Genomic DNA, 14,903 nt, shown 5'->3' on the forward strand with positions numbered 1-14,903 from the left:
TTAAATGACCCTCCGACTTAGCGAGCCGATAACTTCTGGTTGATCAGAGGTAGTAGCCAGTCCACGCATCCAGCTATTAAAATCTGCGTCCGAAGCGATTTGAAATTTTTTACGTAATCTGTTCTTTCGAACCTGTACAGCTCTGATCGTAACAAAGGTATATTCTGCTATATTTTTTGTTGAAAAGTTGAGAAATGCCATGGCACAGAACTCAAGCTCTGTACTTCTAAGATTGGAGTCAAAAGATTTCAATGCCTCTATAAATTGAGGATATAATTCTGTAAATAAGGTCAAGAATTCTGGATTATTGCTTTTTGCCATTTCTATCAGGCTATTAAATTTATTTTCCCCGATTTGTTCCGTGAGCTCTCTATTAATCGATTCTGTTTCTTGCAAAGCTTCCTCTTTTTGACCTAAAATCTTTCGGTTACGCCTTGATCTCCAAACATAAAATGTGACTGACATAGCAAGCAATATCGACACTGTTACTGAAACTGTAAGTGATTGGGATACTTTAGTGGCAGATTCCTTATCTTTCGATTTCAAAATCTGGTTGAGTGCAATGTCGATGACTTGTCTATTTTCCTTTTCCAAGGAGTCGTTGAGCCGACTAAAGGCCAGTTCATATTCGTTAGCTTTAGTCTTATTTAGATTGTACTCTCGAAAATAATCGGATAAGTAACGATACGTATTTCTAAGCGCGTTTCGATCTCCCACCTCCCGCATATTTGCTAGACTCTTGTCATGAAAAGCTAACGCTTTTTGATGATTACCTTGTTTCTTTTCCAAATTGGCCAAGAAAGTATATGTATTATAAAATACAGGAATTTTATATTTCTCAATAAGGGCAAGAGATTTATTGAGGTATTGCTTAGCTTTGGCATAATCTTCCTTTTTAATGTATAGCTGCCCTAGATCATTATAAGCTCCTAGAAACATGGCGGCGGCGCTTTCTTCCCCAAAACTTTGTAAGACTTCCAACTGCAGTTCTATATATTTCTGCAAGGAATCGAGTTGCTCCGTATGGTCAAAGACAGTACCTAAATTTCCGTAGGTATAGAGGTAGGATATTGTTTGTTTCTCTCCTGTCAGATTCTTAATGCATCCTAACTGTAAACGGTATTCACGGATGGCTTGTTTATACAACCGGAGTTTTGTATAAGCCCTACCTCGTACCCGATGGACTTCGGATTGCATAAGTATTGTTTCCTTATAATATTTCGTAGGTTCGATGCTTTCAAGGTGCTTAAGCCCTTCTTCAAACACTCCAACATTAACAAGCGCGTTTGCCGCGGAAAAGTGGGATCTCGCTCGTCCTTCATCGGAATTATACAGATTAGACAGATCAATCGCCTTCAAAGCAATCTCTAATTGCGAAAGGAATTCACCTTTACTTTCGAATTCCCTTGCTTTACTTATAAGTGAATCGATCTCTTGTTTCTGGCGATCGCCTGCGCTTACCTTAAACGTAAATAATAATATGAGTACAAATAGAACCTGTTTTTTCATTTTATAGGTCATCAATTTTTATTAGGTATTTGTTTGTCGCAGCTGAGTCCAACTTTAATTTTTGGCAAATCTAGGTATTTTGAATATTAAATCGATGTTTATTCTTCATCGTTATGAAAAAATGTATTTTAATGTTAATGTTCGCGATGTTCCAGTTTGGAATAAAAAAACGCCTAAGCGGGCGTCTGCTTCTGTATATCGTGAGATCAGACATATAGAAGGACGATTGTCGCTAGCACTTGAGGTTCTATTTTTTAATAGATAGACAAAGTTACGGGTGGATGGTACGTCTAGATTTCTATTGTGTAAGCGTAAGGTGCTTAACGATCGATTGATCTGTAAAGGCGAAATTACAGAAGAAATGCACCCTTATTATGCATTTCTTCTGTATCTATATTTAACTCGTACTAATTTTCCTACTGTTAAATCAACGTATTTCCTTTAATCGTGTCAAGCCTTCCAAGTAATAATAGTCAGCATATGTCAACGGCCTATCCACTTCAGAGTCGTGAGGAAAACTGCCTACGTTGTGCTTGAGCAGAAAACCTCCGTTTGTACCTTGATCGGCAAAGTACTCCGAGGAGGATAGACTTTCCAACGTCGCCTTCGCAAAGTCAAGATATGTCTGACTTTCTGGTCCTTCCGTAAGGGTCGAAAGCTCGACCAACGCCGATGCAGCAATAGCCGCGGCCGAGGCATCCCGCGGAATATACCCCAGTTTTCGGCTTGAAAAGTCAACATCCGGTGTGTATCTTTTTTGTTCGGCATTGAAATCCCAATAGGGGATTTTATCGGCAGGCAATGTAGCGTGGTTCATATAAAATTTCGCCGCTTCCTGAGCTGTCTTTAGATAACCTTCTTTCTTAGTTTCGCGATACATCATGGTAAAACCGTAGATCGCCCAGGCCTGTCCCCTGGACCAGGTGGAGTTGTCAGCAAACCCTTGGTTTGTCTGCTGATGGATGGCCTGTCCTGTAGAATCATAGTCGACAACGTGATATGTGCTATAATCTTCGCGGAAATGGTTTTCCATGGTCTTGTCCGCGTGGCTTATCGCCACCTGGCGATATTTCGGATCACCCGTGAGGTCAGAGACATAGCATAGCATTTCTAAATTCATCATATTATCGATGATCACTGGATATTTCCAAGTCGTTTTGCCATCCCAAGATTTTTTTTTGTTCCAGGATTTGATCAAACCGACGTTTGGATCATATCGCTTAAGCGCCGTATTGGCAGAATGTACGAGGATGTTTTTATAATAGGCGACCTTTTGGCTGTCGGCGAGAAACTTAATAGCATTTCCGTAGGAGCAGTACATGACAAAGCCAATGTCATGATGCTGATCTAAATCTTTTGCGGCTTCTAGCGCTTCAGTCCACCTAATGGCAGTGTTTTTTGTTTGCTCATTGTGGGTTTGATTATAAATGTACCACAACGATCCAGGGAAAAAGCCTCCTGTCCAATCCCATTCGTCTGTACCCACAAGTTTACCCGTCTTATCCGTCGTTCGCGGAAAAAGTCCGGTTTTCGCCGCCTCCGTAGCGAGGTAGTCATACTGTTTTTCCGCGGCAGCGAATTGCGTGTCAATAGCAAACTCCGATTGGGGGCTGCAACTAATGGCTAACGCGGTCAAATAAAAGCTCACCGCGGATATTGTCGTTCGTTGTTTCATATACAGATAATTCATTTTTTAATGGTCGTATGGAATGTCCAGATTATTTCTAGTCTATGGTTGTATGTAACAATCCTGGATATTTTATATGTATTTATTCGTGAGCTTGTAAGCCCGAGTTATTTTCTAAGTAATATATGCTACCACATCTGTCGATAACAGTGTTTGTATTTCGGTTGCTCGGAAGAGAGAAGCAGTATCCGAACGAGAAATTCCTTTTTCCAGGGGTAATCGTTTGGGAGACTGCTTCATTTTGAGCCACTTCAAAGTAGCGGGTCGCATCAGGATGCAACCGCTTATTTAGCTGTGCATCATTTCACAATAAATTGGTAAGTCCCCTTGTGAACGATTTTTTTCGCAGTAAAGGAAATTCGGTAAATGGCTTTTCCCCAAACATTGCCTAATCGTGGATCGTCCTGCTCGATCTCTTCGATAGCCGCATCGAATAGCTTGGCGTCAAAAAGTAGTTTGTACTGTCCATGATTGAGAATTACCTCGTCTTTGGTGAGCTGCGGTTTTTCCGCTAGAAGGAAATGAATAACTGCGGGTTTGGTAGGCCGGTCGATAGCGAATATATCTCGTATCACCAGTTCTTCTTGTTCCAGTTGGTAGCTGCGTTTCCATGTTTTTACGCCTGAGGACTCGGGATACGCTCCGGCGATGTCTAGCTCGAACCGATTATTTTTTGCATCAAACTTAACTTCCCGGGCACGATATTTCGATCCGAACTGTTGATCACGGCCATTGATAGTAGGCAAATTGTGATAGCCACTTTGCATCGTCCAGATGTCGTAGCGCTCGTTACTAAAGGTTTTCTTGTTGTAGGTTCCCACACCAGCATCAATGAAGATAGGTTGCTGGTTCCGGTAGAAGATAAACGTGCCGATGTCATTGTGATTATGACTTTCGTTGTTATATCCTCCTTTCGCGGCAAAAAATACATCACCCTGCTTGAGGTACAAAAACTGCGTTTCTGCGTACCACTTGTGCGGATTGGAGGGTAAGGAAGGAACTGTGGCAGCAAGTTTAGGAATGGTTAGGAGGTCTTCCAGACCGCGGAAAATATCCCTGCTACTTTTGAGACTGGTATTTTTTTTCTCCGCCAGATAGGCAGCAAATTGCATCATATCTGGACTTTGTACCGCTTCTCCGTAGCGAAAAATCAAATAAGGGTCTCCGCCTCCTTTTGCAGATGCATCAGCGAAGTTGACTACCCAGTTATCGCCACCAATATAGGATTGAGCAATGTATTCGCCCATATTGCGTACGATAGGCTGGTTGAAAATATCGATTTGACGATCTGTAGCCAGTGACAACAGCTGAAGGTAGTCATAGAGTTTGCCTGCTGCGTGTCCCCAGTACGATGGTCCTTCTTCACAGGCTCCATCGGATTTTACATAGTTGATAAATTTGTCAACAGAACGCATGGTCTTATAAACGCCTGCTAACTTGGTTTCTGGGTTGTCTTCCACCAGCAAAAGGCAAGTTAAAACATTGAAATTGCACCAGGGATTCCAGTTGTTGACTAATTGCTCGGGTTTCAACTCGAAAGCTTGCCACCACATATCGTTTCGGCTCAGATAGGGTTGTATAATACGCTCTTGAATGTGTTTTTTTAAGCGCGCACTGATTTCAGGATTGACCTGATCCATAGCGGGCTTGTAAAAATAGTAGATCCAGGAAAGCATGGAGCCAAGATCACCTGCCATCAGATCGACAACATGCGTGTCTGCCTGCGGAAGTGTTCGTTTGGAGGACTGGAAAGCAGGGACATGGGCGGAAAGCGACCAAGTGCTCATTTCCGTAAAATACCAGACGCCATTGATGATCTGGTCGAGGTATTTGCCTTTGCCTTCGGCAAGCTCAGCGAAGAATAGGCGGCTGAGCGCGATGGCGTTTTCATTAAGAGGCTTTTCCATAATGACCCGTGAACCTGTACGTTCATAGGCCAGATAGTCTGTTGCTTTGATCACTTGCCACTGGTAGTCCAAGGCCTGATTACCCTCTTCCAGCACGCTACCTGCTATGGGTGCAAATAACTTTACCCATGCCGATCGGTCACTGGCCAGAGGGAGAGGAACCCACTGCTGTTCGGGTTGTAGTACACGTTGTAGGGAGGCCTGGTCGAAACGACCAGCCAACAGATTTAAACTTTGTGCATGCGTGCTGCTCCACAGCAGGCTGTGGAGCAGGATCACTAGTACAATAAGATGTGTTCTTTTCATTCTTACCATCCTTCGTTTTGTGTTAGATTCGGATTAATCTCCCGTTCTTCACCCGGGATAGGCCAAAGTATGTGTCTGGTTTGATAACCGCGCGTGACTAAGTTGTCTCCCACAATACTTTGCTCCACAAAATTGGTGGAAAGATCGTCCAATTGGTTCCAACGCTTGAGGTCAAAGTAGCGCCATCCTTCGCCGGCCAGCTCGACTTTCCGCTCGTGACTGATACGGCGTTGCATATCGGCTTTGCTTCCAACCAGAAGGAAGGGTGATCCGCTATTCAGCCCGGGCATGTTAGAGCGTGTTCTAACCTTGTTAAGTTCCGTTATCGCCTTGGCTAACTGCCCGTCTTCGTTGTAGGCTTCCGAGAGCATAAGGAGCACGTCGGCTAATCGTAAAATAGGGAAGTTTATGGGCGTATGTGCGCGGTCGGTAAGGGCGCCTTTTAAATTACCTTCCGGTACAAACTTACGCCACATATAGGTTAACCACCCACGGTTGTTTCGGATCTGTCCAAAATTTTCATTTACTCCAGTCGCCAGTACAAGCTGCATGTTGCGTTCGGCATTGGCATTCCATCCGAGGTAAAAAGAATAGGGCACGATCAAGGTCTGGTTCATGCGGGGATCACGATTACTATAGATTTGCCGGAGTTTAGCGGTATCGGGTACATGCGTGAAAATCCCGTTGGAGTGAGTGGCAATCATCGCGGCTTTTTTTACCCCATTGTCGGCGGTATAATTCGGGAAATGGTCGTTCCAATTGAAAGGAGAACCGTCTTTATTTTCGTAACTATCGGCAAATCTCGTGCTTGGCAAAACGTTGTTCCAATCGCTGCCAAAGGTCGAACGGGAACCCATATAAAATGTCATAGGCATACCGTAAGGGAACCCGGTTCCCCCCAGGTTTTGGATCGCAAAAATCATCTCGGCCGCCTGATCGCCCTCCATTTTAAAGAGGGAAGCATAGTTTGCCGATAGGGCATAACCGTAATCGTTGCTTTTGTTATAGACAATCTCCTCGAAATCCTGAATCGCGTTTTTCCACGATCGATCGTAAAGATATACTTTGCCACGTAGGGCGTATGCTGCTCCTTTGGTGATGCGGCCGTAGTGCTGCTCGGGATACGATACCGGTAAATTAGCCACCGCAAAGTCAAGGTCTGCTAAGATAAAGCGACGAACATCGGCCAAAGATGACCGTTCTTTTTTTAGGTCCGCAAAATCCTTGTTGAGATCTACCGTCTCATCATATAAAGGGATTTCTCCAAATAGGTTGGATAGTTGAAAGTACATCAGCGCCCGTAGAAATTTGAGTTCGCCAATGAATGTGTTTTTCTTGTTTTCTTCGATACCCATTTGCTGGATTTGACCGATGGCGTGATTACTCCGTTGAATAAGGTCATACCCGGATTTCCAACGATTGACGACGATACTGGATCGATCGGTAAATGTTCCTGCGATAATTTCGCCTAGCCCTGGAGGATCGTAACCCAAGCCGACGTCTGTCAAACAGTCGTACGAAAATTGTAGACCGAACGTGTTCTCTTTCTTCAGGTCATTATATACGCCTAGGACACCGGCCAGGGCTTGATTTTCATTTTGCCAAAAGCTGTTGGCGCTAACTTGGCTATACGGAACGGTGTCCAATTTGTAACAGGACGTGAGGCTAAGAGTTCCGGCTAATGCTATAATGGATGCAATTTTTTTCATCTTGATCTGTATTAAAAAGTGAGACTGACACCAAAAACGGCCTGCTTCATCGTAGGATAATTTGTTCCGCTTACTTCTGGATCAAATCCCTTGTATTTGGTAAGGGTCCAATAGTTTTCCAGCGAACCGAAGACGCGCAGATTCTGTACCGAAAAACGCTGCGTGAGGTTGTTCGGAATCGTGTAACCGAGCTGTATATTCTTGACCCGAACAAAGGATTTATTCTGCAGCCAAAAATCGCTATTACGCGTGTTGATCGTATTGGTATATGGCAATAAACGGGGGTAGCTCGCATCTGTTTTTCCATCCACCCAACGGCCATCAGCGATTTCTTGGTTAATTTGATAGCCCCAACGTACTGTTGGCGTATAGTAATTATCTACATAAACCACTTTGTTCCCCGCATTTCCTTGAAGAAAAACTGAAAAATCGAATCCTTTGTAATCGAAGCCGAGATTGAAACCAAAACTCATACGCGGTGCGGTGCCGTTGCCTACGGGCACACGATCATCGTCATTGATGATACCGTCTCCATTAGCATCCTGATAGAGGATATCTCCTTTTTGTGGCGTCCCATAAGCGGCAAAAGGGTTAACTTTGGCATTGGTCGCCGGGTTGATGGGGGCATTGTCGATGAATTGTTGCACCAGCGCAAGGTCCGCATCGGTCTGTATAAGACGATCGGTAAGCAGAATATATTGGGTGTTGATGGCATAACCTTCTTGGATTAAATTGGCTCCCGATATAGAACGATCGTCCCCTTTGAATTTAACGACCTTGTTATCGATAAAGGTGAAGTTTCCGCCTACTTGGAAGTTCAGATCTTCGCCTATCTTATCGCGGTAGTTCAGATTTAATTCTACCCCTTGGTTCCGTACCTTTGCGGCATTCGTACGCGGAATTGTCGCGTCGCCTACAACTAAGGGGGCCGGAAGGTTAATCAGGATATTGTTTGTGGTTTTGTTAAAAACATCCAACGATCCGCTAAGTTTATAACCGAAAAGGTCAAAATCGAGCCCGGCGTTGAGAATATTTGTGCTTTCCCAGGTGAGCAGGCTGTTGCTCAGTACCGTCTGTGCGAAACCAACAAACAATTGATTATTCAAGACATAATTAGCCGGATTGTACAACGCTAAATATTCGTAATTATTAATATTGGCGTTTGATCGGAAGGAGTCATCAATGGTGCCGTTGTTCCCCAAAGAACCGTACGACGCACGTAGTTTCAAGGTCGGCATCCAGGCGACGCTATAGAAGTCTTCAGAAGAGATTTTCCAACCTAGGGACGCAGAGGGGAAAGTCCCCCAGCGGCTTTTTCCCGACATGAAGCGAGACGAACCGTCGGTACGTAGATTAGCTTCAAAGAGATACTTGTCATCCCACGACAAGTTGACCCGGCCAAAGAACGATCGCATCGCCCAATCGGTGATATTACCAGTGGCAGATGCATCCATGGTCGCTGCATTGAGTACGGTAAGTGATGGATCAACCAAATCCAGCTTGGAGGCCGCAAACCAACCGTCTTTTAAGTACTCCTGACTGGCACCCACCATGACTTCATATTGTAGCCTATCGTCCACTGCCCCGTTTTTGTAACGGGCGATACCATCCATATAGTAACGGTGAGATTTGATGGACTCATTGGTGACCGATGTCCGTCCCGTTCCCGCAATAGATACAGAATTGGAGAGGAAGTTCCAGCGGTCATTGAACAAAGGTTGTGAGTAGATAAAATCGTCGTTATACGTGTAGGTATAGGAGCCCTCAAGGCTTAATCCTTTGACGGGTGTTAACTTCCCGAAGAAGCGCGTGACAAACTGATGTTTATTTCGGTCTCCTTTACGGGAGTATAGGCGGTGAAGCACGTTGTTGGACTGGGGATCGTCTTCCGGGTTATTCGGTGCGCCGAAACGTCCATCTGGTGCGCGAAGAACCATTCCGGGCGTACTGGCAGCCGCGAATGTGAATACGTCGTTGATAACGTCGGTGCCAATGTCGGTTTTCGAAACCAATCCGCTGACATTGGCTCCCAGGGTTAACCAAGGCTTCACATTGGCTTCCGCATTAAGTCTGCCCGTATGCCTCTTGTAGGTCGCCTGTTCGATGATACCGGGGTTATGGAGTAGCCCATAGGAACCGAATAGTTTAATCTTTTCCGATCCGCCCGTGAAGGACAGGTTGTGGTTTTGACTCAATTTGCTTTGCAATACCTCATCGACCCAGTCTACGTTTGGATATTTCAGCGGATCAACACCTTCGTTGTCTCGCCATAGATCAATGCTCTGCTGCGAAAAGATAGGCGTAGCTTTGGGGTCTCCATTGCGATACCCCTCATTGACCAGCTCCATATAGTTTGCGTAGTTGGAAACCATACCGATGATATTGGATGGCCGCTGTGTGGAGAAATAGTTACTGTAGTTGACTTTAAATTGATCGGTTTTTCCGCGTTTGGTCGTAATCAGGATGACTCCGTTCGCTGCACGGGACCCGTAGATCGATGCGGAAGCAGCATCTTTGAGTACCGAAATACTTTCTACGTCTTGCGGGTTGAGGAGGTTCATATCACCGGCAACACCATCGATAATGACTAGCGGATTCGCGTTGTTTAAAGTGCCTTGCCCTCTTACGCGCAGTGTTCCGCCGTCGGCACCCGGTCTACCGGACCCTTGATTGACATAAAGTCCAGGTGCTTGTCCGGACAATCCGGCGGATAAAGACGTGATCGGTCGATTTTCGACAACGTCAGACATCTGAATAGAGGAAACGGCTCCGGTAAGGTTTTCTTTTTTCTGCGCGCCGAAACCGACTACGACAACCTCATCCAAACCCTTGGATTCGCTATCTAAAATGATATTGACCGGGCTGTTGTCGCTAACGATGACTTCCTTAGGCAGGTGGCTGATGCTGGTTACTAGGAGTGTTGCCGGTAATGTCGTACCCGTGAGCGTAAATGAACCTGTGGGATCCGACGAGGTGCTACTGGTTGCTCCTTTGATCTGTATGGTTGCACCAACAATGGCCTCGCCAAACTTGTCGACAACTTTTCCTTTAATGGTTACTTGGAAAGGCCGACCGGAAATCTTGTCGAGGATATCGACGGAGGCTCCTTGGACAGTCGCTGCGAAGCCAAGCGATGTTGTGAGCAAGATGGAGCAGTACAAGGACTTTTTTATGCGCCATCCGGATCTCCTAAATGGAATACACTTCTTTGTCATAATCTGTCGTGGTTTTTATAGTTATGTATAGTTATTGTTCGCTAGTAGAGCTATATCATCAATATAATTATTATCTATCTCGGTACCAGCCACGATATATCTATACCTAAGGTTTCTATACCGGATGTTTATGGTCAGCTGTTTACGTTTGTTTTGGTTATCCGCACGGCTTTAAATTCGAGCTGTGTCTATACAAAGTTGTTTATCTTGTTGTATTGTAAGGGGGGATAATCTTATTTTTTATGGGGGAAAATTCGAAATAAGCTACAAATCGTTGTTTTTTTTCGTGTAGGGATGTGTGTTCCTGTTTATGGCGCATCTAGGTCATCTATCTATTGATATTGACTCGGGGGGATTCCGAACTGCTTTTTAAATTCACGAGTAAAGTACTTACTATCCATGAAACCAACATAAGTAGCCACTTCGGTAACTGAATAACTTGTTTCTTTGAGTAGCCGAGCTGCCTTCTTTAGTCGAATGCTTTTGGAAAAATCATTAACAGTCAGTCCAGTAAGCGATTTGATTTTTTTGTAGAGGACCGAGCTGCTCATTCCCACACCCTGTGCGATATAGTCTACACTGTACTGTGAGGATTCAATTCCTTCTTCCACAATAGCGATGACCTTGGTGAGGAACCTTTCATCGGTACTGTCTACAATTTTTTGTGTTGGTTCGAGGATATACTGTTGTCGATATTTTTCCTGTTGTATGCGCGTAGCCCGAAGTACATTACGGATATGCAGAAGCAGTATCTTCTTGTTGAAAGGTTTGGTCAGATAGACGTCGGCGTGGTTACGTAAGCCAGCGACCCGGTCTTGTTCCGCACTCATGGCCGTGAGCAAGATAATCGGAATATGGCTGCTTGTTACATGAGCTTTCAGTTCCTGACAGACCTCGATTCCGTTTTTGAGCGGCATCATGACATCGGAAATAATTAGATCCGGTAGCTGTCGCTTTGCAATTTGTACGCCAGTTTCTCCATTGGAAGCTTTCAGCAGCTCATAGTGCGGAGAGAGCAATTCTTCCATCAACGCCATAAGTTCAGTATTGTCTTCCAGAATAAGTATCGTTGGTTGGTATTCTTCGTCGTCTAGATACAGCATATCGTCTTGTGCGGACATCTGGGATCCGTCTGAGTGGGCTATCGTTGATATCGGCAGCTGAGATTCAGCCGTATAGATGTAGGGAAGCGTAAGCGTAAATGTCGTTAGTCCTTGATCACTCTGTGCGGTGATATCTCCGCCATGTAGGATCATGATCTGTTTGCTTAATGCCAATCCCACGCCATATCCGAGTTTCCGGTCCAGTCGGTCGACTTGGAAATAGCGATCGAAGATTTTTACCAGATAGTCGTGGGGTATTTCTTTTCCGTAGTTTGAAAGACTGATCGATATGTTCGCGTTGGCCAATCGGCTATGCATTCGGATAGGACTATTGGGTAAGGCATGTTTAACGGCATTACTCAATAAATTGAATACAACTTTTTCGAGTTGTAATGGATCAAAGACCGTCGTTATCGAAGGATGTTCCGCTTCGTGCGTAAAAATAAAGCCTTGTTGCGTGTACACTTCCCGAAAGGCAAGAAGGATTTCCTCGACAAAGGAGACGATGTCAGCCTGTTTCCGATGTAAGACAAAGTTGGAGGTCTCCGCCTTTCGGAAATCGATTAGTTCCGAGGTTAGCCGAAGCAAACGCTCGCTGTTGCTGGCTGCATTTTGCAATTGCTTACTGATAAATTCGTCCTTGGCTTTCTCTTGTGCATTTTCAATCGGAACAATGATCAACGCAAGATGTGATCGGATTTCATGCGAGATCATACTGAAGAAATTGAGCTTGCTTTGGTGCATTTCCTCTTCTTTTTCCAAGATTTGACGCAGATAAAAATAACGCAAAACGAAAAACAAGAAAAGTGCGAGTAACAACGCATATGTCAACATTGCCCACCATGTTAGGTAAAACGGGGGACGTACGGTAAAAGCAATGCGGCTTTCATCACTCCAGATCCCATCGCTGTTGGCTCCCTTCACTACTAATGTGTAATGACCAGGAGAAAGATTGGAAAAACTTACTTCCGGCTTGTCGAGCACCGTCCAGTCGGGTTGCCTGCCCTCTAGTCTGTACATAAACCGATTCTGGGCAGATTTAATAAAATTGTCTAAGGTGAACTGAATGGTAAATATATTCTGATCGTCGTCGAAGATTAAATGAGGGGTCTGTGTAATATCTTTTACCAGAATACGTCGTTTCGAACGGACGTCAAGGGACTCCCACCCAAAAAGCAGAAGTCCCGTATATCTAACGGTAGGCTTTCGGCGGTTGATTTCTATTTCCTTTGGGAAAAACCAAGTTAAGCCTCCAAGCGAACCTAAAATGATCTTGCCGTCTTGTGTAAGATAGGCGGAATTATAATTAAATTCATCATTGGCAATGCCATCGAGATGGGAATAGTTTTGAATTGTGCGCCGGTCTTTTTTTAGCTTTGAGAGCCCATTTGTAGTGGTTATCCATAGGTTGTTATCCCGATCGGCGACGATGCCTACAACATTTTCGCTCGATAAGCCGTCTGCCATGGTGTAGCGCCGGATGACGCTGTTTTTTTTGGGATCAACCACCACCAGGCCCTCGTAATCAACACCGATCCAGATAAGGCCATCTTCATCTTCGTACATGCAATTGAAGGCATGTAATGGTTGCTGGTCAGTTTGCAGATACCGGCGAAGGACGCCGGTATCTATTTGATAGTTGAACAATGTAGTGGTGGTAAGTATCCAAAGGCTACCGTCAGACCCCTCCGTGAGTTGTACCACAGCTTGATTAGCAAGCGCACGTGCTATGACGGCGGGTGTGCGGTCTGTGCCACGTGTTTCCGAAAAAGACAAGACTTTGTTATAGCCTTCTCCACACACCCAATAACGGTCTTTCCGGTCTTGATAGAGCGCCAGAATGTTGGAATTTCGGATCTGTAATGTATCGACACCGAGGGAAGCTGCCTGGTATTGACCTGTATTTTTGTCTAACAGATAGAGCCCTCCACCGCTGCTACCCACCCACAGTCTTTCCCGGCGATCGAGGTACAATATCTTAACAAAATTCGAACGTGAACCAACAAAACCACGGGTTGGATTCGGAAAGGTCCGCATATGACGAAATGTCGAATCCAAGCTAAATACACCGCCCGCCTCGGTTCCAAACCACAACGTTCGCTTGCTGTCTTCGAGGATAGGTCGGATGACATTATGGGGTATCGACGTAGGCGAACTATTTGTTGTTAATGTATGAAAACGTGTCTCCACGCCGTAAGCCAGATTAATGCCACCAAAATAGGTGCCTACCCAGAGGGATTCCTGTTCATCTTCATAGAGGGAGTATACGGAGTTTTGACTTAAGCTGTGCGGATCTTGTGTGTCGTTTTGGTAATTGTCAAATGTTCCCAGTTCGGGATGAAAAACGCTTATCCCGTCTTGCGTACCGATCAGGAGACGTTTATTCCGCCCGATCAGGAGCTTTCTGATTGAGTAATGGATTAGCCCTTTTTTGCTTCTGTTGTACGTGTAATGCTCTACATGTTGTGACGGAATATGGAGGCGAAAAAGACCATCAGTCTCGGATCCTAACCAGATGTTGCTATTCGGATCTTCCACAATAGATCGAATAGTGCCTCGTACGCGATTCAAATCTTTTGGGGCTACCGTTTCTATCAAGCGTTTGCCATCAAAATGCAAACGATGTAGGCCTTTGGTCGTCGAGATCCACAAGTGCCGTTCACTATCTTCAAAGATCTCAATAATAGCTTCGTCTTGAAGACGTTTAGGTAAGCCGTTCACGGATCGGCAAATCGTGGCCCCATGGCGTTTGATAAAAAGCCCCTTATTCGTCCCTAGCCATAAATTTCCTGAACGATCTTCGATAATCTTGAGGACAGAGACGGACACTAGTGCGGTGTCTTGCTTATAAAATTTAAAATGCTGAAAACGTCCGAGTGTTTGATCGTAGGCGTCGAGGCCTTTCTGTGTGCCGATCCACAGTTGACCAGCAGCATCCGTGAATACGCGATTGATGTAATGGTGATTAATGCTATTAGTGTCGGATGGATTGTTTTCATATACTTTGAAGCGGACACCATCGTATCGATTCAATCCGTAGCGCGTTGCAAACCACATCAAGCCCTGTCCGTCTTTGGCGATATCTAAAACCGAACTCTGAGACAGTCCATCCTTTACGTTTAAACGGTTGAAAATATAGGTATGCTGAGCAATAGTGCTACCTCCAGAAATGAGTAGGAAGCTGAAAAACAGTAATAAAGCGATGAAGTTTCTTTTCCGATTTATCATATAGGCACATGTGCGAATGTACGCTAAACTTTTGATTATATTTAGATTTTTAGCTGTTTTCAGCAAGGGACCGTCGACTTAGAAATAATCTCTATCCTTTTCGCTCGAGGAGGAGGTGTTGACCGGGATTGGCTTCTGTATTCCTTATTTCGTTGTTTTAACTGTGTTTTTCGCGCGATTGCGCAAGCAGAACAACGCTTAATGATTTATTAACGGCTAAGGATTCAATTATCTCACAA

6 protein-coding genes are annotated in these 14,903 nt (G+C 44.7%); all 6 read right to left on the minus strand.

Features of this window, described 5'->3' with window-relative positions; genetic code table 11:
- The 6 genes from ACFSR5_RS17970 to ACFSR5_RS17995 all read right to left on the minus strand — a co-directional run bounded on the left by ACFSR5_RS17970 (nucleotide 1) and on the right by ACFSR5_RS17995 (nucleotide 14,664).
- Nucleotides 1-1,509, minus strand: a complete 1,509-nt coding sequence (locus ACFSR5_RS17970) for a tetratricopeptide repeat protein (protein WP_380905857.1) — start codon at nucleotides 1,507-1,509, stop codon at nucleotides 1-3.
- 427 nt (nucleotides 1,510-1,936) lie between these two features.
- Entirely contained in the window at nucleotides 1,937-3,184 is a 1,248-nt protein-coding gene (locus ACFSR5_RS17975; RefSeq protein ID WP_380905858.1) for a glycoside hydrolase family 88 protein, read from the minus strand.
- 311 nt (nucleotides 3,185-3,495) lie between these two features.
- Complete coding sequence (locus ACFSR5_RS17980) at nucleotides 3,496-5,409, minus strand: heparinase II/III family protein (protein ID WP_380905859.1); 1,914 nt, start codon at nucleotides 5,407-5,409, stop codon at nucleotides 3,496-3,498.
- A gap of 2 nt (nucleotides 5,410-5,411) precedes the next feature.
- Nucleotides 5,412-7,118 (minus strand): RagB/SusD family nutrient uptake outer membrane protein, encoded by a 1,707-nt coding sequence (locus tag ACFSR5_RS17985; RefSeq protein ID WP_380905860.1) that lies wholly within the window; start codon nucleotides 7,116-7,118, stop codon nucleotides 5,412-5,414.
- Between the two features lie 11 nt (nucleotides 7,119-7,129).
- Nucleotides 7,130-10,333: a SusC/RagA family TonB-linked outer membrane protein gene (locus ACFSR5_RS17990; protein ID WP_380905861.1), complete on the minus strand. Its 3,204-nt coding sequence runs from the start codon at nucleotides 10,331-10,333 to the stop codon at nucleotides 7,130-7,132.
- Nucleotides 10,334-10,665: 332 nt separating this feature from the next.
- Nucleotides 10,666-14,664, minus strand: coding sequence for a hybrid sensor histidine kinase/response regulator transcription factor (locus ACFSR5_RS17995; RefSeq protein WP_380905862.1), 3,999 nt, complete (start codon nucleotides 14,662-14,664; stop codon nucleotides 10,666-10,668).
- Nucleotides 14,665-14,903 lie beyond the last annotated feature (239 nt).

The organism is Sphingobacterium suaedae (genome assembly GCF_042684625.1).
Taxonomy (GTDB): domain Bacteria; phylum Bacteroidota; class Bacteroidia; order Sphingobacteriales; family Sphingobacteriaceae; genus Sphingobacterium; species Sphingobacterium suaedae.